This window comes from Kitasatospora sp. NPDC005751 (assembly GCF_040630835.1).
Classification (GTDB): Bacteria; Actinomycetota; Actinomycetes; order Streptomycetales; family Streptomycetaceae; genus Kitasatospora.
The window spans coordinates 12,311-34,756 of sequence record NZ_JBEXYC010000069.1; the positions used below are offsets into that span (position 1 = coordinate 12,311).

2 protein-coding genes are annotated in these 22,446 nt (G+C 75.5%); both read right to left on the reverse strand.

Annotation, left to right across the window (positions count from 1 at the left end; translation table 11 throughout):
- Nucleotides 1-96 precede the first annotated feature (96 nt).
- On the reverse strand, nucleotides 97-19,776 hold the full coding sequence (locus ABZ497_RS32880; protein WP_359810796.1) for a type I polyketide synthase: 19,680 nt from the start codon (nucleotides 19,774-19,776) through the stop codon (nucleotides 97-99).
- Nucleotides 19,777-19,837: 61 nt separating this feature from the next.
- The coding region (locus tag ABZ497_RS32885) for an SDR family NAD(P)-dependent oxidoreductase (protein ID WP_359810799.1) at nucleotides 19,838-22,446 on the reverse strand (2,609 nt) is incomplete at its 5' end.

Sequence of the window (22,446 nt, forward strand, 5' to 3'; positions counted from 1 at the left end):
AATGGTGTTTTTCGGCAGAGTCAGGGGCGGGCTGCCCCGCACGGTGTGTGCGGGGCAGCCCGGGTTCGAACGGAGCCCGTCAGGGCCTGGCAGGCGTCACTCCAGTTCGTCGACGAGAGCGAACAGCTCGTCGTCGGTCGCTTCCCGGAGTTCCGCTTCGCGCCGTTCCTTGCTCTTGTCGGCGGCCTGGTCACCGATGGCGTCCAGCAGCCGGCGCAGCCGGTCGGTGGCCTCCTCCCGCACCTGGTCCGCCATCGACCCGGTGCGGAGGGCGGCTTCGAGCCGGTCGAGCTCCGCGAGGACCGGCACCGACACCGCTTCGTCCGAGACAACCTCGGTTCGCAGCCACGCGGCAAGGGCGTTCGGGGTGGGGTAGTCGAACACCAGCGTGGCGGGCAGCCGGAGCCCCGTCACACCGTTCAGCCGGTTGCGCAGTTCGACCGAGGTCAGCGAGTCGAAGCCGAGGTCCTTGAACGCGCGCCGGTCCTCGACCGCGTCGGCCGAGGCGTGCCCCAGCACGACGGCCACCTCGGCCCGCACCAGCTCGGTGAGCACCCGCTCCTGCTCGGCCCGGCCGAGCCCGGCCAGCTGCCGGGCCAGTCCGCCCTCCTCGCGGACCGCGCCGCCGCTCGCACCCGCCGCGGCCAGCCGGCGGATCTCGGGCAGGTCCCGCACCAGCGGCATCTCCCGCGGGTCCACCGGGCCCGGCGAGGCCACCAGCTCGGCCCAGTTGACGTCCATCACCGTGACCACGGCGTCCGGGCCGTCCAGCGACTCGCCCAGCGCGCGCACCGCGAGCTGCGGGTCCATCGCCGGCATCGGGGCCCGCTCGACCCTCGCCCGGACCACCTTGCTGGACCCGGCCATTCCGCCACCGGCCCAGGCACCCCAGGCGACGGTGAGCGCGGCCAGGCCACGGCTGCGGCGGTTCTCCGCCAGGGCGTCCAGGAAGGCGTTCGCCGCCGCGTAATTGCCCTGCCCGGCGGCGCCCAGCGTGGACGCGGCCGAGGAGAACAGCACGAAGGCGTCCAGGTCCAGGCCGGCGGTGAGCTCGTCCAGGTGGACCGCGCTCGCCGCCTTGGCGGCCAGCACCGTCTCCAGCCGCTCCACCGACAGCCGGTCCACGACGCCGTCGTCCAGGACGGCGGCCGTGTGCAGCACCGAGGACAGCGCCGGACCGGTCTTCCCCGTCCACTCCACCAGCCCGGCCAGCGCCGAGCGGTCGGTCACGTCGCAGGACACCACGTCGACGTCCATGCCCCGGGCGGCGAGGTCCGCGACCGTCGCCGCGACCCCGGTGGCCGCCGGACCGGAACGACCGGTCAGCACCAGCCGCTGCGCCTCGCGGCCGGCCAGCCACCGCGACACGTGCCCGGCGATGGCGCCGGTGCCGCCGGTGATCAGCACGCTTCCGCGCGGTGTCCACCGGGCGGTGCCGCGGGGCTGGGCGGCCCGGGTGAGCCGACGGCCGAGGATCCCGGCCGTCCGGATCGCGACCTGGTTCTCGCCGCAGCCGGCGAGCACCGCGACCAGTCGCGCACCCGCCCGCTCGTCGACGGTCTCCGGCAGGTCGACCAACCCGCCCCAGCGGTCCGGCTGTTCCAGACCGACGACCCGGCCCAGACCCCAGGCCTGCGCCTGCCGCGGGTGGGCCAGCGCCTCACCCGGACCGGCCGCCACGGCGCCGCGCGTCGCCAGCCAGAGCGGCGCGCCGATCCCGGCGTCGCCCAGGGCCTGGACCAGCGCCAGCGTCGCGGCCAGACCGCCGGTCACCGCAGGGTGGCCCGGCACCGGCGTCTCGTCGAGCGCCAGCAGCGACAGCACGCCCGCCACCGCCGACGGCTCGACCGCCGCGCCCAGCAGCCCGGCCACCTCGGCCCGGTCCACGGCACCCGCCGGGACCTCGACCGTGACGACCTCGGCACCACGGTCGGCGAGCGCGGCAGCGCACGCCTGCTCGGCCGCTCCGGCCGGCACGACCACCAGCCAGGTGCCGGACAGCACCCGGGCGTCGGGCTCGGCGATCGCCGCCCAGCCGCCCCGGTAGCGCCAGTTCGCGGTCATCGACCGGTCCTGCTCCCGGCGCCGCCAGGACGCCAGCGCCGGCAGCACCTCGCCGAGCCGGTGCTGGTCCTCGATGGCCAGCGTGTCGGCGATGCTCGCCAGGTCGCCGTCCTCGACGGCTGCCCAGAACCGGGCCTCCGCCTCGGTGCTCGTACCGTCCCCGCCGACCGCCGGCGCGGCCGTCGGCAGCGAGAGGATGCCCTCCGGCCAGAACCGCTGGTGCCGGAACGCGTAGGTGGGCAGCTCGACCGGCGTACCGGTCGGCAGCACCGAACTCCAGTTCACGGCAGCGCCGTTGACGTAGGCCCGGGCGAGACCGCCCAGCAGGCCGGTCACCCCCTGCTCGTCGCGCCGCTGGAGCGGGACGAACACGGCCTCGTCACCGTCGACGCCTGCCACCGCGTCCGGGCCCAGCGAGGAGAGCGACCCGTCCGGGCCGACCTCGACGAACACCGAGACACCCTGGCGGGCCAGCGTCGCCACCGCGTCCGCGAAGCGCACCGCCTGGCGGGTCTGGGCCGGCCAGTAGCCCGCCTCGGGCGCGGTGACCAGCTCACCCGAAAGCGCGCCCGCCCACATCATGTTCGGCCGGTGGTACTCCAACCCGGCCGCGACGGCGGTGAGTTCGTCCAGCACCGGGTCCATCGCCGGGGAGTGGAAGGCGTGCGAGACCCGCAGCCGCCGCACCCGGCGACCCCGCTCACGCCACAGCTCCACCACCTGATCGACGGCCTCGACCTCACCCGAAACCACCACGGACTCCGGGCCGTTCGCCGAAGCGATCACCACACCGGGCACCAGCTCGGCCAGCACCTCGGCCTCCGGGACGTTGACCGCCGCCATCGCCCCGCCCGCCGGCAGCGCCTGCATCAAGCGAGCCCGCGCCGCCACCAGCCGCACCGCGTCCTCGAGTGAGAGGACCCCGGCCACGTAAGCGGCCGCGACCTCACCCACCGAATGACCGACCACCGCGTCCGGCGTCAGACCGGCGGCCTCCAGCACCGCCGCGACGGCGACCTCGAAGGCGAACAGACCCGTCTGGGCGTACAAGGTCTGGTTCGCCAGCGCCTCGTCCACGCCCTCGGCGCCCAGGACCACGTCCCGGACCGAGACGCCCAACTCCAGCTCCAGCAGCCCGGACACCCGGTCGAAGACCTCGGCGAACAGGGCGCTGCCCTCGTAGAGCCCCCGGCCCATCCCGACCCACTGCGAACCCTGACCGGCGAAGACCAGGCCCACCCGGGCACCCGCCCGCGCCACACCCGACACCACCGAGGCCGACGAGGCTCCGGCGGCCAGGCTCCCCAGCCCCGCCATCAGCTCGCCGCGCTCGGCTCCGAGCACCACGGCCCGGTGCTCGAACGCCGACCGGGTCGCCGCCAGCGACCACGCGACGTCCGCCGGATCCACCGACGGCCGCGCCACCATCCACTCGCGCAGCCGACCCGCCTGGGCCGTCAGCCCCTCGGCCGTCCGGCCCGACACCAGCCACGCACCGGCGTCCGAGAGGACCGGCTCTGACACCGTCTCGGTAGCCTCGACGGCCGCCGGCGCCTCCTCGACGATGACGTGCGCGTTGGTACCGCTCATCCCGAAGGCCGACACACCCGCACGACGCGGACGCCCGTCCGACGGCCACGGCACCGGCTCCGTCAGCAGGCTGACCTCACCCGCCGACCAGTCCACGTGCGAGGACGGCACCTCGGCGTGCAGCGTCCGCGGCAGCTCCTCGTGCTGAAGGGCGAGGATCATCTTGATCACGCCCGCCACACCGGCGGCCGCCTGGGTGTGCCCGATGTTGGACTTCACCGAGCCGAGCAGCAACGGCCGCCCCTCCGGCCGCTCCTGGCCATAGGTGGCCAGCAGCGCCTGCGCCTCGATCGGGTCACCCAGCGTGGTACCCGTCCCGTGCGCCTCCACCACGTCCACGTCCGCGGCGGTCAGCCGGCCACTGGCCAGCGCCGCCCGGATCACCCGCTGCTGCGACGGACCATTGGGCGCCGTCAGACCGTTGGACGCGCCGTCCTGGTTGACGGCGGAGCCGCGCAGCACCGCGAGCACCTTGTGCCCGTTGCGGCGCGCGTCCGACAGGCGCTCGACCACGAGCATGCCCGCGCCCTCGGCCCAGCCGGTCCCGTCGGCGTCCTCGGAGAACGCCCGGCAGCGGCCGTCCGCCGCCAGACCCTGCTGCCGCGAGAAGTCGATGAACGTCCCCGGCGTCGCCATCACAGTGACACCGCCGGCCAGCGCGAGCGAGCACTCGCCCGAGCGCACCGCCTGGGCCGCCAGGTGCAGCGCCACCAGCGACGAGGAGCACGCCGTGTCCACCGTCACCGCCGGGCCCTCCAGACCCAGCACGTAGGAGACCCGGCCGGACAGCACGCTCGTCGCGTTCCCGGTCATCACGTGGCCCTCGGAGCCGGAGTCGCCCTGGCTCGCCAGCGTCACCCCGAAGCCGTAGCCCGAGGCGAAGCCGCCGGCGAACACACCGGTCGACGATCCCCGCAGCGAGGCCGGATCGATGCCCGCCCGCTCCAGCGCCTCCCACGAGGTCTCCAGGAGCTGCCGCTGCTGCGGGTCCATCGCCAGCGCCTCGCGCGGCGAGATCCCGAAGAAGCCGGCGTCGAACTCGGCCGCGTCCCGCAGGAAGGCACCCGACCGGGTGTAGGACGTCCCCGCGTTGCCGCGCTCCGGGTCGTAGAAGCCCTCCAGGTCCCAGCCGCGGTCGGTCGGGAAGGCGCCCACCGCGTCACCGCCCGAGGCCAGCAGCCGCCAGAACTCCTCCGGGCTGCCCGCACCCCCCGGGAAGCGGCAGGCCATCCCGACGATCGCCAGCGGCTCGTCCGCCGCCGCGACCGCCACGGCGGTGGACACCGGAGCGGCGGAGTCCGCCACCCTCCCGGTCAGCTCGCCGCACAGGAACTCGGCGAGGACCACCGGGGTCGGGTAGTCGAACACCAGCGTGGCGGGCAGCCGGATGCCGGTCGCCACGCCCAGGCGGTTGCGCAGCTCGACCGCGGTCAGCGAGTCGAAGCCCAGGTCCTTGAAGGCGCGCCGGTCCTCGACCGCGTCGACCGAAGCGTGCCCCAGCACGACCGCGACCTCGGCCCGCACCACCTCGGTGAGCACCCGCTCCTGCTCGGCCCGGGCGAGCCCGGCCAGCCGGTGGGCCAGCTCTCCCTCGGTGTGGACCACGGCCGCCGCGCTCCCGCCGGCCGAGGCCAGCTGCCGGATCTCCGGCAGGTCCCGGACGAGCGGGCGCTTCGGCAGGTCCGCCGCGCCCGGTCCGGAGGCCAGCAGCGCCCAGTCCACGTCCATCACCGTCACCAGGGCGTCCGGGCCCTCCAGGGCCTCGCCCAGGGCGCGGGCGGCGAGCTGCGGGTCCATCGCCGGCATCGGGCCGCGCTTGACCCGGGCCTGCACCACGCTGCTGGACTCCGCCATGCCACCGCCGGCCCAGGCACCCCAGGCGACGGTGAGGGCGGCCAGCCCCCGTCCCCGGCGGTTCTCCGCCAGGGCGTCCAGGTAGGCGTTCGCCGCCGCGTAGTTGCCCTGACCGGCGGCGCCGATCGTCGAGGACACCGAGGAGAAGAGTACGAAGGCGTCCAGGTCCAGGTCCGCGGTGAGCTCGTCCAGGTGGGCCGCGCTCAACGCCTTCGCGGCCAGCACCGTCTCCAGTCGCTCGACCGAGAGCCGGTCCACGACACCGTCGTCCAGCACCGCCGCGGTGTGCAGCACCGAGGACAGCGCCGGACCGGTCCCGCCGATCCAGCTCACCAGCCCGGCCAGCGCCGAGCGGTCGGTCACGTCGCAGGCGACGACGTCGACCGCGGAGCCGGCCGTCGCGAGCTCGGCGGCGAGCGCCGCCGCCCCCCTCGCGGCGGGGCCGGAACGGCTGGTCAGCACCTGGCGGGGCGCGTCGCGACCGGCCAGCCACCGGGCGACGTGCCCGGCGATGGCGCCGGTGCCGCCGGTGATCAGCACGCTGCCGCGCGGTGCCCAGCGGTCCTTGCCGCGGAGCTGGGCGGCCCGGGTGAGCCGGCGGCCGAGGATCCCGGCCGTCCGGATCGCGATCTCGTTCTCGCCGCAACCGGCGAGCACGGCGACCAGTCGGGCACCGGCCCGGTCGTCCAGCACCTCGGGCAGGTCGACCAACCCGCCCCAGCGGTCCGGCTGTTCCAGACCGACGACCCGGCCCAGACCCCAGACGAGCGCCTGCCGCGGGTGGGCCAGGGCCTCACCCGGACCGGCCGCCACGGCGCCGCGCGTCGCCAGCCAGAGCGGCGCGCCGATCCCGGCGTCGCCCAGCGCCTGGACGAGTGCCAGGGTGGCGGCCATGCCGCCGGTCACCGCGGGGTGGCCGGGCACCGGCGTCTCGTCGAGCGCCAGCAGCGACAGCACACCCGCCACCGCCGACGGCTCGACCGCCGCGGCCAGCAGCGCGGCCACCTCGGCCCGGTCCACGGCACCCGTCGGGACCTCGACCACGACCACCTCCGCGCCACGCGCCGCCAGCGCGGCCGCGCACGCCTGCTCGGTCGCTCCGGTCGGCACCACCGCCAGCCACGTCCCCGACAGCACGCCGGAGTCGGGCTCGGCGACGGCGGACCAGGCGGTCCGGTAGCGCCAGTTGGCGGTCAGCGAGCGGTCCTGCTCCCGGCGCCGCCAGGACGCCAGGGCCGGCAGCACCTCGTTGAACGGACGACCGCCGTCGAAGGCCAGCGTGTCGGCCAGCTGCGTGAGGTCCCCGCCCTCGACGGCCGCCCAGAACCGGGCCTCCGCCTCGGTGCTCGCCCCGTCCCCACCGGCGACCGGCAGGGCCAGGATGCCTTCCGGCCAGAACCGCTGGTGCCGGAAAGCGTAGGTGGGCAGCTCGACCGGCGTACCGGTCGGCAGCACCGAACTCCACTCCACCCCGGCGCCGTTGACGAAGGCCTGGGCGAGACCGCCCAGCAGGCCGGTCACCCCCTGCTCGTCGCGCCGCTGGAGCGGGACGAAGACGGGCTCCTCGCTCCCGATGCCGGCCACGGCGTCGGGGCCCAGCGAGGAGAGCGATCCGTCGGGGCCGACCTCGATGAACACCGAGACGCCCTCGCGGGCCAGCGCGGCGACCGCGTCGGCGAAGCGCACCGCCCCCCGCGTCTGCGCCGGCCAGTAGCCCGCCTCGGGCTCGGTGACGAGCTCACCGGTGAGCGCGCCCGCCCACATCATGTCCGGGCGGCGGTACTCCAACCCAGCCGCGACGGCGGTGAGTTCGTCCAGCACCGGGTCCATCGCCGGCGAGTGGAAGGCGTGCGAGACCCGCAGCCGCCGCACCCGGCGACCCCGCTCCCGCCATAGCTCCACCACCTGATCGACGGCCTCGACCTCACCCGAAACCACCACAGACTCCGGGCCGTTGACCGCCGCGATCACCACACCGGGCACCAGCTCCGCCAGCACCTCGGCCTCCGAGACGTTGACCGCCGCCATCGCCCCGCCCGCCGGCAGCGCCTGCATCAACCGAGCCCGCGCCGCCACCAGCCGCGACGCCTCGGACAGCGACAGCACCCCGGCCACATAAGCGGCCGCGACCTCACCCACCGAATGACCCACCACCGCGTCCGGCGTCACACCCGCGGCATCCAGCACCGCCGCGACGCCCACCTCGAAGGCGAACAGACCGGCCTGCGCATACAGCGTCTGGTTCGCCAGCGCCTCGTCCACACCCTCGGCGCCGAGCACGACGTCCCGGACCGAGACGCCCAACTCCAGCTCCAGCAGCCCGCACACCCGGTCGAAGACCTCGGCGAAGACCGCGCTGCCCTCATAGAGGCCCCGGCCCATCCCGACCCACTGCGAACCCTGACCGGCGAAGACCAGACCCACCCGGGCACCCGGCCGCGCCACACCCGACACCACCGACCCCGAAGAGGCCCCGGTGGCCAGGCTCCCCAGCCCCGCCATCAGCTCACCGCGCCCGACCCCGAGCACCACGGCCCGGTGCTCGAACGCCGACCGGGTCGCCGCCAGCGACCACGCGACATCCACCGGCGCCAGGTCGGAGCGCACCGACATCCATTCGCGCAGGCGGCCCGCCTGGGCCGTCAGCCCCTCGGCCGACCGGCCCGAGACGATCCACGCACCGGCACCCGACACCACCGGAGCCGACACCGTCGCGGAAGCCTCGACGGCCGCCGGCGCCTCCTCGACGATGACGTGCGCGTTGGTCCCGCTGATCCCGAAGGCCGACACACCCGCTCGGCGCGGACGCCCGTCGGACGGCCACGGCACCGACTCGGTCAGCAGCCTGACGTCACCGGCCGTCCAGTCCACGTGCGAGGACGGCACCTCGGCGTGCAGCGTCCGCGGCAGCCGCTCGTTCTGCAGCGCCAGCACCATCTTGATCACGCCCGCCACACCGGCGGCCGCCTGGGTGTGCCCGATGTTGGACTTCACCGACCCCAGCCACAGCGGCTGCCCGCCGGCCCGCTCCTGGCCGTAGGTGGCCAGCAGCGCCTGCGCCTCGATCGGGTCGCCCAGCGTCGTACCGGTGCCGTGCGCCTCGACCACGTCGACGTCGGCGGCGGTCAGCCGGCCACTGGCCAGCGCCGCCCGGATCACCCGCTGCTGCGACGGGCCGTTCGGCGCGGACAGGCCGTTGGAGGCGCCGTCCTGGTTGATCGCCGAACCGCGGATCACCGCGAGCACCTTGTGGCCCTTGCGCTGCGCGTCCGACAGCCGCTCCACCACCAGCACGCCGGCGCCCTCGGCCCAGCCCGTCCCGTTGGCGTCCTCGGAGAACGCCCGGCACCGGCCGTCCGTCGCCAGACCCTGCTGGCGCGAGAACTCGACGAAGGAGAACGGCGTCGCCATCACGGTGACACCGCCGGCCAGCGCGAGCGAGCACTCGCCCGAGCGCACCGCCTGGGCCGCCAGGTGCAGCGCCACCAGCGAGGACGAGCACGCGGTGTCCACGGTCACCGCCGGGCCCTCCAGGCCCAGCACGTAGGAGACCCGGCCGGACAGCACGCTCGTCGAGTTGCCGGTCATCAGGTGGCCCTCGACGCCCGAGGAGTCCTGGCCCGTCAACGCCATGCCGATGGCGTAGCCGGACCCGAAGCCGCCGGCGAACACACCGGTCGACGATCCCCGCAGCGAGGTCGGATCGATGCCCGCCCGCTCCAGCGCCTCCCACGAGGTCTCCAGCATCAGTCGCTGCTGCGGGTCCATCGCCAGCGCCTCGCGCGGCGAGATCCCGAAGAACCCCGCGTCGAACTCCGCGGCACCGCGCAGGAACGCGCCCGACTGGGTGGACGACGTCCCCGCCGTCCCCCCGTCCGGGTCGAAGAAACCGTCGAGGTCCCAGCCGCGGTCGGTCGGGAAGCCGCCCACCGCGTCGCCGCCCGAGGCCAGCAGCTGCCAGAACTCCTCCGGAGTGCCCGCACCGCCGGGGAAGCGGCACGCCATCCCGACGATCGCCAGCGGTTCGTCCACCACCGGGGCCACCACGGCGGCCACCGGGGCGGGAGTCCCGCCCGTCTGCTCCCCGACCAGCTCGCCGCGCAGGAACTCCGCCATGGCCACCGGGGTGGGGTAGTCGAACACCAGCGTGGCGGGCAGCCGCAGCCTGGTCGCCGCGTTCAGCTGGTTGCGCAGCTCGACCGCGGTCAGCGAGTCGAAGCCCAGGTCCTTGAACGCCTGCCTGGCCTGCACCATCTCCGCCGAGGAGTGGCCCAGCACGGCGGCGGCCTGCGCCCGGACCATGTCGGTGAGCACCCGGTCCTGCTCGGCCCGGCCCAACCCGGCGAGCCGGTGGGCCAGTTCGCCGTCGTTGCGGGTGGTGTCCGCGGCGCCCGCCCGGTCGGCGGCCAGCCGGCGGATTTCGGGCATGTCGCGCACCAGCGGCATGTCCAGCACGTCGGCCGTGCCCGGCGCGGTGCCGAGCTGCCGCCAGTCGACGTCCATCACCGTGACGACGGGCTCCGGACCGTCCAGCGACTCGGCCAGCGCCCGGACGGCCAGCTGCGGGTCCATCGGCGGCATCGGGATCCGGCGCATCCGCGACCGGATCGCCTCGTTGGACTCCGCGAGTCCGCCGCCGCCCCACAGGCCCCAGGCCACCGCGAGACCGGCCAGGCCGCGGCTGCGGCGGTTCTCCGCCAGGGCGTCGAGGAAGGCGTTCGCCGCCGCGTAGTTGCCCTGCCCGGGCCCGCCCAGCGTGGACGCGGCCGAGGAGAACAGCACGAAGGCGTCCAGGTCCAGGCCGGCGGTGAGCTCGTCCAGGTGGACCGCGCTCGCCGCCTTGGCGGCCAGCACCGTCTCCAGCCGCTCCACCGACAGCCGGTCGACCACGCCGTCGTCCAGGACGGCGGCCGTGTGGAACACCGAGGACAGCGCCGGTCCGGTCCCGCCGATCCAGTCGACCAGCCCGGCCAGCGCCGAGCGGTCGGTCACGTCGCAGGACACCACGTCGACGTCCATGCCCCGGGCGGCGAGGTCCGCGACCGTCGCGGCGACCCCGGTGGCCGCCGGGCCGGAGCGACCGGTCAGCACCAGCCGCGCGGCACCGAGGCCGGCCAGCCACCGCGACACGTGCCCGGCGATGGCGCCGGTGCCGCCGGTGATCAGTACGCTGCCGCGCGGCGCCCAGCTCCGCTCGGAGCCGCGCTGCGGGACCCGCGACAGCCGGCGGCCGAGGATCCCGGCCGTCCGGATCGCGATCTGCTCCTCGCCGCAGCCGGCCAGCACCGCGACCAGCCGCACACCCGCACGCTCGTCCAGCACCTCGGGCAGGTCGACCAACCCGCCCCAGCGCTCCGGGTGTTCCAGGCCGACCACCCGGCCCAGCCCCCAGACCTGCGCCTGCACCGGACTGGCCAGGGCCTCACCCGGACCGGCCGCCACGGCGCCGCGCGTCGCCAGCCAGAGCGGCGCGCCGATCCGGGCGTCGCCCAGCGCCTGGACGAGCGCCAGCGTCGCGGCCAGACCACCGGCCACAACCGGGAACTCCGCGACCGGCGCCTCGTCGAGCGCCAGCAGCGACAGCACACCCGCCACCGCCGACGGCTCGACCGCGCCGGCCAGCAGCGCGGCCACCTCGGCCCGGTCCACAGCACCCGCCGGGACCTCGACCACGACCACCTCCGCGCCACGCGCCGCCAGCGCGGCCGCGCACGCCTGCTCGCCCGCACCGGCCGGCACCGCCAGCACCCACGTGCCGGACAGCACCCGGGCATCGGGCTCGGCGATCGCCGCCCAGTTCACCCGGTAGCGCCAGCCGGCCGTCACCGACCGGTCCTGCTCCCGGCGCCGCCAGGACGCCAGGGCCGGCAGCACCTCGTTGAACGGACGACCGCCGTCGAAGGCCAGCGTGTCGGCCAGCTGCGTGAGGTCCCCGCCCTCGACGGCCGCCCAGAACTGGGCCTCCGCCGCCGTGCTCGCCCCGTCCCCACCGAGGACCGGTCCGGCCGCCGGCAGCGCCAGGGCGCCCTGCGGCCAGTACCGCTGATGGCGGAAGGCATAGGTGGGCAGCTCGACCGGTTCGGCGGCGGTCAGCACCGCGCGCCAGTTGACGGTCGCGCCCTGGACGAAGGCCTCGGCGAGCGAAACCAGCAGGCGCTGGGCGCCGCCGTCGTCGCGGCGCAGCGTGCCGCAGACGGCCGCCGTCACGGCGCCCGGCCCGGCCGCCTGGGCGACCTCCTCCAGGGTGTCGTTCATCGCACCGAGCAGCACCGGGTGCGGCGTGGACTCGACGAAGACCTGGTAGCCCTGACCGGCCAGGGTGCGCACCGCGCGGTCGAAGTGGACCGTGGCGCGCAGGCTGCCGTACCAGTAGGCGGCGTCCAGCTCCTCGCCGGTCAGCGTCTCGCCGGTCATCGCCGAGACCATCGGGATCCGGCCCCGGCGCGGCGCGATACCGGCCAGGACCTCGGTGATCTCCGCTTCGAGGCGGTCGACCTGGGCCGAGTGCGAGGCGTAGTCCACCGCGACCATCCGGGCGCGCACGCCCTCGGCCTCGAACTCGGCCTTCAACTCCTCCAGGGCCTCGGGCTCACCCGAAACCACCACCGCCGAAGGGCCGTTGACGGCCGCGAGCGACAGCCGCTCACCGAAGCGGGCGATCCGCTCCTCCACCACCGCGACGCTCCGGCTCACCGACAGCATCCCGCCGAGACCGGCCAGGACCTTCAGCGACCGCGAACGCAGCGCCACCACCCGGGCGCCGTCCTCCAGCGACAGCATCCCGGCCACCGTCGCCGCCGCGATCTCGCCCTGCGAGTGACCGACCACGGCGTCCGGCGCGACGCCCGCGGCCTCCCAGAGCGCCGCCAGCGACACCATCACCGCCCACAGGGCGGGCTGGACGACATCCGCCGCCTCCAGTGCGGGGGCACCCTCGATACCCGCCAGGACGTCGCTCAGCGACCACTCGACGTACGGCGCCAGCGCCGCCTCGCACTCCGCGAGACGCGCGGCGAACACCGGGCTGCACGAGGCGAGTTCACGCCCCATGCCGACCCACTGCGAACCCTGACCGGCGAAGGCGAACACCACCCGCGCACCCGGGCGGGCCACACCCGACACCACCGCACCCGACGGCGCACCGGCGGCCAGGCTCTGCAGGCCCGCGACCAGCTCGGCGCGCTCGGTGCCGACCACCACCGACCGGTGCTCGAACGCGGACCGCGTCGTCGCCAGCGACCAGGCCACCTCGGCCGGCGCCTGGTCCGGCCGCGCCGCGACCCACTCCCGCAGCCGGCCCGCCTGGGCGGTCAGCCCCTCGGCCGTCCGGCCCGAGACCAGCCACGCGGCCGGCCCGTCCAGCTCCACCACCGCGGCGGACCGGACGTCCTCGGCCGGCCCGTCCACGGTCTCCACCGCTTCGGGCTCCTCGGCCGGGGCCTCCTCCACGATGACGTGCACATTGGTGCCGCTGATGCCGAAGGCCGACACACCGGCCCGGCGCACCCGCTCCCCGGTGGGCCACGGCACCGGCTCGTTCAGCAGCCTGATGTCACCGGCCTCCCAGTCCACGTGCGAGGAGGGCACGTCCGCGTAGAGCGTCCGCGGCAGCTGCTCGTGCTGGAGCGCCAGCACCATCTTCATCACCCCGGCGACACCGGCGGCCGCCTGGGTGTGTCCGAGGTTCGACTTCACCGAGCCCAGCCAGAGCGACCCGCGGTCGCCGCGCTCCTGGCCGTAGGTGGCCAGCAGTGCCTGCGCCTCGATCGGGTCGCCCAGCGTGGTGCCCGTGCCGTGCGCCTCCACCACGTCCACATCGGCCGTGGAGAGCCGGGAGTTGGCCAGCGCGGCGCGGATCACCCGCTGCTGCGAGGGGCCGTTCGGCGCGGTCAGACCGTTGGACGCGCCGTCCTGGTTGATCGCCGAGCCGCGCAGCACCGCGAGCACCGGGTGCCCGTTGCGCCGGGCGTCGGAGAGCCGCTCGACCACGAGCATGCCCGCGCCCTCGGCCATGCCCATGCCGTCGGCCGCGTCCGAGAACGCCTTGGAGCGCCCGTCCTCCGCGAGACCGCGGGCGTGCGAGAACGCGCGGAAGCCGTCCGGGCTCGCCATGATCGTGACGCCGCCGGCCAGGGCCAGCGTGCACTCGCCCTGGCGCAGCGCCTGGGCCGCCAGGTGCAGGGCGACCAGCGAGGACGAGCAGGCCGTGTCGATGGTCACCGCCGGGCCCTCCAGGCCCAGCACGTAGGAGACCCGGCCGGACAGCACGCTCGCCGCGTTCCCGGTCATCAGGTGCGCCCCGAGGCTCTCCACCTCCTCCTCGTCGGCCATCGTGACGGCCAGGTACGAGGAGCCGTAACCGCCCACGAACGCGCCGGTCTGGCTGCCGCGCAGCGTCGCGGGGTCGATTCCGGCCCGCTCCAGCGCCTCCCACGAGGTCTCCAGCAGCAGCCGCTGCTGCGGGTCCATCGCCAGCGCCTCGCGGGGGCTGATCCCGAAGAAGCCGGCGTCGAAGCCGCTGGCCTCCTGGACGAACCCGCCGACCTGCGTGTACGAGGTCCCGACGTTGTCCACGTCCGGGTTGTAGAGGGAGTCGAGGTCCCAGCCGCGGTCGGTCGGGAAGGTCGACAGCCCGTCCGTGCCGGTGGCCAGCATCTGCCACAGCTCCTCCGGGCTGGTCGCGCCGCCCGGGAAGCGGCAGGCCATGCCGACGATCGCGACCGGCTCGTCCATGGCGAGCGCCGCCGTCGCCGCGGGACCGCCGAGGTCCACGACGTCGGACAGGTCGCCGGCGAGCTGTTCGCGCAGCAGCGCGGCGAGCGCGACCGGGTTGGGGTAGTCGAAGACCAGGGTGGCGGGCAGCCGCAGCCCGGTCGCCGGGTTCATCCGGTTGCGGAACTCGACCGCGATCAGCGAGTCGAAGCCCAGGTCGGTGAACGGCCGGCCGGCCTCGATCGCGTCGCCCGAGGCGTGTCCGAGCACCGCCGCGGCGTGGGTGCGCACCAGGTCCAGCAGTACCCGGTCGCGTTCGGTGCCCGGCAGCCCGGCCAGCTGCTGGCGCAGCACGTCCGCGGCGCCGGCGCCGGTCGCCCCGGCGGCCGAGGTGACGGCCGCCCGGCGCGGGATGAAGTCGTCCGCGAGCACCTGCCAGAGCGGCGGGATGCCGGTGGCGGCCGCCTGCGCCCGCAGGCCGGCCTTGTCCAGCCGGGCCGGGACCAGGATGGACTCGGCCCGCTCCAGGGCGAGGTCCAGCAGGGCCAGACCCTCCTGCTCGTTCAGCGCGGCGAGGCCCGAACCGGTCATCCGGCGGAGCATCACCTCGTCCAGGCCGCGGCCGATACCGGCCTCGGGCATCCACGGGCCCCAGGCGAGCGCGGTGCCCGCCAGTCCGGCGGCCCGCCGGGCGCCCGCCAGCGCGTCCAGGAAGGCGTTGGCCGCCGCGTAGTTGGCCTGGCCCGCACCACCGAACGCGGCCGCGACCGAGGAGAACAGCACGAAGTGGTCGAGGTCCAGGCCCTGGGTCAGCTCGTGCAGGTGCCAGGCCGCGTCCACCTTGGGACGCATGACCGCCGACACGCGCTCGGCGCTCAGCGAGTCGACCATGCCGTCGTCGATGATGCCCGCGGCGTGGAACACGGAGCCCAGCGGGCAGTCGGCCGGCAGCGAGTCCAGCACCCCGGCCAGCGCGTCCCGGTCGGCCACGTCGCACGCGACCACCCGGACCCACCCGCCCAGCTCGGCCACTTCGGCGGCCAGCGCGGCCACCCCGGCGGCGCCCGGGCCGGAGCGGCTGAGCAGCACGGCCCCGCCGGCCCGTCCGGTGGCCACCATGTGCTTGGCGACCACACCGCCGAGCGTTCCGGTGCCACCGGTGACGAGCACCGTCCGCGGGTCCTGGTCGGCCGGCCGCTCCGCCGCCGTCCGGTCGGGGACCACCAGGTCGCCCGACGGGCGGGTCAGGCGCCGGCCGTAGCCCTTCCGATCGCGGACGGCCACCTCGGGCTCTCCGCTGCCCAGCACGGCCGGCAGCGCGGCCACCTCGCCGTCACCGCCGTCCGCGGGGAGGTCGGCCAGGACGAACCGGCCGGGGTTCTCCAGCTGGGCCGAGCGCAGCAGGCCCCAGACCGCGCCCACGGCCGGGTCCGCCACCGCGTCGCCGGCCTGCACGGCCACGCCGCCACGGGTGACGACCACCAGCTGCGCGGGCTCCAGCTCGGCCGCGGCCAGCCAGTCCTGCGCCAGCTCCAGGGCCTCGCCGGCGACCTGACGGGCGGCCACGGCCGTCCCGTCGACGCCCTCGCCGCTCACGCAGGCGATCACCACGCGGGGCGAGACCTCCCCCTCGGCGGTGGCGGCGGCCAGTTCGGCGATGCCGGGGTAGCCGTGCACCGGGATCCCGGCGGCGGCCAGCTGCTCGGCCACGGCGAAGCGGTCGGCGCCGACCAGCGCCCACGGTCCTTCCTGCACCGCGCCCTGCGGCAGCGGCGCCCACTCCACGGTGAACAGCGCGTCGCGGATCCAGTCGTCGGCGCTCTGCAGCTGCTCCGGCGAGACCGGGCGGGTGATCAGCGAGTCCACCGTCACCACCGGCCGGCCCGTGGCGTCGGCCGCGGTCAGCGTCAGGCTGCCCTGGGCGTCCCGGCGCAGCCGGGCCCGCAGGACCGGCGCCCCGGCGGCGTGCAGCGCGACGCCCGTCCAGGCGAACGGCATCCGGATCTGACGCTGCTGGGCGTCGCCGGACTCCTGCGCCTCGGCCGCCTCGGCCACCACGCCCGCGAGCAGCGCCGCGTCCAGCAGGACCGGGTGCAGCCCGTACGAGGCCGGGTCCCCGGCCTCCTCCGGCAGGGCCACCTCGGCGAAGATGTCCTCGCCGCGGCGCCAGACGGCCTGCAGGCCCTGGAACGCCGGTCCGTAGATGTCGGCCAGGTGCACGGTGTACAGGTCGCTGATGTCGAGCGCCTCGGCCCCGCGCGGCGGCCAGACCGTGAGGTCCTCCTCCGGTTCGGCGGCGGCCGGGGCGGGGGCGATCACCGCGGCGGCGTGCTTCACCCAGACCTGCTCCTCCTCGGGGCGGTCGGGGCGGGAGAACACGTCCACCTGGCGCCGGCCCTCGGCGTCGGCCGCGGTCACCACCACCTGGACCTGGACGCCGGCGCCGTCCGCGGGCAGCACCAGCGGCGACTGCAGGGTCAGCTCCTCCAGCAGCGAGCAGCCCACCTGGTGGCCGGCGCTCACCACCATCTCGACGAAGCCGGTGCCGGGCAGCAGCACCACGCCGCCGACCGCGTGGTCGGCGAGCCAGGCGTGCGTGCGCAGCGACAGCCGTCCGGTGCACACCAGTTCGGCGTCGCCGGCGAGTTCGACCACGGCGCGCAGCAGCGGGTGGGTGACGGTGCCCAGGCCCAGCGAGGCCGGGTCGCCGCTCCCTGCCTTGGCCGCGCCGGGCAGCGCGAGCATGCCCTTCGGCCAGTACCGCTCGTGGCGGAAGGCGTAGGTGGGCAGTTCCACCTGGTCGGCGGCGGGCAGCACCCGCGCCCAGTCGACGGGCACCCCGGCCACGAAGGCCTCGGCGAGCGAGGTGAGCAGGCGCAGCGCCCCACCGTCGTCCCGGCGCAGGGTGCCGCAGACCCGCCCGGCCTGGACGGCCGGGCCGGCGTCGACGGCGGCCTCCTCCAGGGTGTCGGTGATCGGCGCGATCAGCACCGGGTGCGGGGAGACCTCGATGAACACCTGGTGGCCGAGGCCGGCCAGGGTCCGCACCGCCCGCTCGAACCGGACGGTGGCCCGCAGGCTCGCGTACCAGTACCCGGCGCCCAGCTCCTCGCCGGTCAGCATCTCGCCGGTGACCGCCGAGATCATCGGGATCCGCCCGGCGCGCGGCGTCACCCCGGCCAGCAGGGAGGTGATCTCCTCCTCCAGCCGCTCCACCTGCGCGCAGTGCGAGGCGTAGTCGACCGCGACCATCCGCTCGCGCACGCCGTCGGCCTTCAGCTCCTCCTGGAGCTCCCGCAGGGCGGCCGCCTCGCCGGAGACCACCACCGCCGAGGGGCCGTTGACGCAGGCCAGCGAGAGCCGGCCCGCCCAGCGTCCGAGCCGCTCCTCCACCCGGGCGGCCGGCTCGGTCACCGACAGCATCCCGCCGATGCCGGTGATCGCCCGCAGCGCCCGGGACCGCAGCGCGACGACCTTGGCCGCGTCCTCCAGGCTCAGCATGCCCGCGACGGTGGCCGCGGCGATCTCGCCCTGCGAGTGGCCCACCACCGCTTCGGGGGTCACGCCGGCGGCCTCCCAGACCGCCGCCAGCGAGACCATGACCGCCCACAGCACGGGCTGCACGACATCGGCCGCCTCCAGCGCGGGCGCGCCCTCGGCGCCGGCCAGCACGTCGGCGAGCGACCAGTCCACGTACGGCGCCAGCGCCGCCGCGCACTCGGCCAGCCGCGCGGCGAACACCGGGCTGCCGGCCGCCAGTTCGGTGGCCATGCCGAGCCACTGCGAGCCCTGGCCCGGGAAGACGAAGACCGCCCGCGCGCTCGCGTGCGCCACCCCCGCGACGACCGAGGCGGTCTGCTGACCGCCGGCCAACTGGCCCAGGCCGCCCATGAGTCCGGCCCGGTCGGTGCCCAGCACCACGGCCCGGTGCTCGAAGGCCGCGCGCGTGGTCACCAGTGACCGCGCCACCGCGGCCGGCTCCAGGGCCGGCCGCGCGGCGATCCAGTCGCGCAGCCGGTCCGCCTGGGCGACCAGCCCGTCCGCCGAGCGGCCGGACACCAGCCACGCCTCGGCGCCCGACACCAGTGGTGCCACGACCTCCGCGACGACCGGCGCCCCGCCCTCCGGGGCGCCGGGCTCGGCCGGCGCGCCGGCGTCGACGGCCTCCGCCGGCTCGGCCTCCTCGGCCGGGGCCTCCTCGATGATGACGTGCGCGTTGGTGCCGCTGACGCCGAACGAGGAGACGCCACCGCGGCGCACCCGCTCGCCGGCGGGCCAGGACTCGGCCTCGTTCAGCAGCCGGACGTCGCCCGCCGACCAGTCGATGTGCGGTGACGGCTCCTGCGCGTGCAGGGTCTGCGGCATCCGCTGGTTCTGCAGCGCCAGCACCATCTTGATGACGCCCGCGACGCCGGCCGCGGCCTGGGTGTGCCCGATGTTGGACTTCACCGAGCCGAGGAAGACCGGACGGTCCTCCGGGCGGCCCTGGCCGTAGGTGGCGATCACCGCCTGGGCCTCGATCGGGTCGCCCAGCGTGGTGCCCGTGCCGTGCGCCTCGACCACGTCCACGTCGGCGGCCGACAGCCGGGAGTTGGCCAGCGCCGCGCGGATCACCCGCTGCTGCGAGGGGCCGTTCGGCGCGGCCAGGCCGTTGGAGGCGCCGTCCTGGTTGATCGCCGAGCCGCGGATCACCGCGAGCACCGGGTGCCCGTTGCGCCGGGCGTCGGACAGCTTCTCCAGGACGACCATGCCCGCGCCCTCGGCGATGCCCATGCCGTCGGCCTCCGCCGAGAACGCCTTGCAGCGTCCGTCGTGGGCCAGCCCGAGCTGCTTGGAGAACTGGGTGAACATGATCGGGATGGCGGTCACCGTGACACCGCCGGCCAGGGCCAGCGTGCACTCGCCCGAGCGCACCGCCTGGGCGGCCAGGTGCAGCGCCACCAGGGACGACGAGCAGGCGGTGTCCACCGTCACCGCCGGGCCCTCCAGGCCCAGCGAGTACGACACCCGGCCGGAGATGACGCTGGTCGACGTCCCGGTCATCAGGTGGACGTCCAGGTCCTCGTCCGTGCCGAAGCCGTAGCCGGACAGCGCGGCGCCGGCGAACACACCGGTCAGCGAGCCGCGCAGCGAGGTCGGGTCGATGCCCGCCCGCTCCAGCGCCTCCCAGCAGACCTCCAGCAGCACGCGCTGCTGCGGGTCCATCGCCACCGCTTCCCGCGGGCTGACACCGAAGAACCCCGCGTCGAATCCGCTGGCGTCCGCGATGAACCCGGCCTCGCGCACCTGCGATATGCCGTCCGGGTCCTCCGCGTAGAGCTCCTCGATGTTCCAGCCGCGGTCGGTCGGAATTCCGGCGACCCCGTCCCGGCCGGTGGAGAGCAGATTCCAGAAGTCCTCCGGAGCCTGGATTCCACCGGGGTACCGGCAGCCGATTCCGACGATCGCTATCGGTTCGTGGCTGCGTTCCTCCACCTCACGCAGTCGCTGACGCGTGTTGTAGAGATCGGTCGTCACCCATTTGAGGTAGTCGCGGAGAGTCTCTTCGTTCGCCATCGGATCTCACCATTCCAGTCTGTGAAACGCATGCCTGCCATCCGCGCACACGGACAACCACTTACCTGCCGAGTTCCTTGTGGATGAACTCGAATATCTCGTCGTCCGTCGCGGACCCGATCTTCTCCGCGACCGCCTGGGTTTCCGTGGGAGCACCGGCCTCCATCCACTGGGAAAGGAGCTCCTGCAGGCGATCGGTGATCAATTGGTGCGTCTTCTCGTCCGGCGCCGCCCCGGTCAGCACCGACCCGAGCCGGTCGACCTCCTCCACCAGGGACACCGGACCGGACCCGTCCCGGAACTCCTCGTTCCAGAGGTACTCGGCCAGCACCGCCGGGGTGGGGCAGTCGAACAGCAGCGTGGCCGGCAGCTGCAGGCCGGTGGCGGCGCCGAGCCGGTTGCGCAGCTCCACCGAGGTCAGCGAGTCGAAGCCCAGGTCGCTGAAGGCCCGGGTGGCCTCGACGGCCTCGGGGGACGCGTAGTCGAGCACCGCGGCCGCCTGCGCCTGCACCAGCTTGACCAGCGTCCGGTTCTGCTCGGCCCGGGTCAGGCCCGCCAGTTGCTCCCGCAGGGACGCGCCCGCGTCCGGGTCGGCGGCCGCACCGGCCCCCGCTCCGGCCAGCGCCGCGACGACCTCGGGCAGCCCCTCGATCAGCGGGCTGCGCCGGCGCAGCGTGAACGGCGGGGCGAACCGCGCCCAGTCCACGTCGGCGATCGTGACGGAGCCCTCGCGGCCGTCCAGGATCTGGGCCAGCGCCTGGACGGCGTGGTCCTGGTCCATGACCATCAGGCCGCCCCGGGCCATCCAGGCGCCGGTGTCGGCGTCGGTCATCCCGCCGCCGCCCCACGGCCCCCAGGCCACCGAGGTGGCGGGCAGACCCTGCGCCCGGCGGTGCTCGGCCAGACCGTCCAGGAAGGTGTTGGCCGCGGCGTAGGCGGGCTGGACGCTGCTGCCCCAGGTCGCCGAGATCGACGAGAAGAGCACGAACGCGTCCAGGTCCAGGCCCCTGGTCAGCTCGTCCAGGTGCACCGCACCCCCGGCCTTGGCGGCCAGTACGGCGGCCGTCTCGGCCAGGTCGGTGTCCTCGACCGTGGTGGCCTGTCCGAGGCCCGCGGTGTGCATCACCGCGGACAGCGCGGGGCCGGTCGCGGCGATCCGGTCGAGCAGCCCGGCCAGCCCGGCCCGGTCGCTCACGTCGCACGCGACGACGTCCACCCGGCTGCCCCGGGCGGCCAGTTCGGCCGCCTGTGCGGCGACCCCGGCGGCGCCGGCGCCGGACCTGCTGGTCAGCACGAGCCGCCGCGCGCCCCGACCGGCCAGCCAGCGGGCCACGTGCCCGCCGATCGCGCCGGTGCCTCCGGTGACCAGGACGGTCCCGGTCGGCGTCCACGGCCGCTCCGCCGGGCGGGGGTGCGGGGCGCGGGTCAGCCGCCGGGCCAGGATCCCGGCCGGACGGATCGCGACCTGGTCCTCGCCGCAGCCGGCCAGCACCGCGGCCAGCCGTCCCGCGGCCTGCTCGTCGACCGTCCCGGGGAGGTCGATCGACCCGCCCCAGCGGTCCGGGTGCTCCAGGGCGACGACCCGCCCCAGACCCCACACCTGCGTCTGCACCGGGCTCGCCGGTCCGGTGCCCGGCCCACCGGCCACCGCGCCGGACGTGACCACCCAGAGCGGCGCGTCCACCTCGGCGGAGCCCAGCGCCTGCACCAGGCTCAGCGTCGCGGCGAGGCCCCGGGGCACCACCGGGTGCTCCGGCACCGGCGTCTCGTCCAGGCCCAGCAGCGACAGCACCCCGGCGAAGCCGGACTCCGGCCGCACCGCGCGGATCCGCTCGGCCAGCTGCTTCCGGTCGGTCTCGGCCGTGACCTCCAGGACGACGTGCTCGGCGCCGCGGGCGGTCAGCGCCGCCGTGCAGCCCCGGGCTACCCCGCCGTCGGTCTCCCCGGCGGGGAGCACCACCAGCCACCGGCCGGACAGCCGGGCGGGAGCGGGGTCGGCGACCGGCGCCCAGGTGACGCGGTAGCGCCAGTTCTCAGTGACCGAGCGGTCCTGCTCCCGGCGGCGCCAGGTCGCCAGGGCGGGCAGCACGGTGCTGAGCTGCTGCTGGTCCTCGATCGCCAGGGTGTCCGCGAGCCGGGCCAGGTCGCCGCCCTCGACGGCGGCCCAGAACTGCGCTTCCGCCGCCGTGCTCGCACTGTCGCCACCGACGGGGGATGCCGTCGCAGCGGCCTGGAGCCAGTAGTGCTGGTGCTGGAAGGCGTAGGTCGGCAGCTCCACCGTCTCGGCGGCGGGCAGCACGACCTTCCAGTCCACCGCGAGGCCGCCGACGTAGGCCTGGGCGAGCGAGGTGAGGAGGCGGGTGGCCCCCGCGTTGTCACGCTCCAGCGTGCCCACCGTCAGGACATCGGCGACACCGGCGTCCTCGGCCGTCTCCGCCACCGCCGCGGTGAGGACCGGGTGCGTGGAGACCTCGACGAACGAGCCGTAACCGCCACCCAGCAGGGTGCGGACCGCCTCCTCGAAACGGACCATCCGCCGCAGGTTCGCGAACCAGTAGCCCGCGTCCACCTCCGTACCGGACAACCACTCGCCCGTCACCGTCGAGATCATCGGAACACGACCCGCCCGCGGCACGATCCCGGCCAACTCCGCCGCCAGCACCGCCTCCA

What these genes read in the sequence shown, in the direction of transcription:
- ABZ497_RS32880 (WP_359810796.1), bottom strand. Translation starts at nt 19,776, where the DNA reads ATGGCGAACGAAGAGACTCTCCGCGACTACCTCAAATGGGTGACGACC.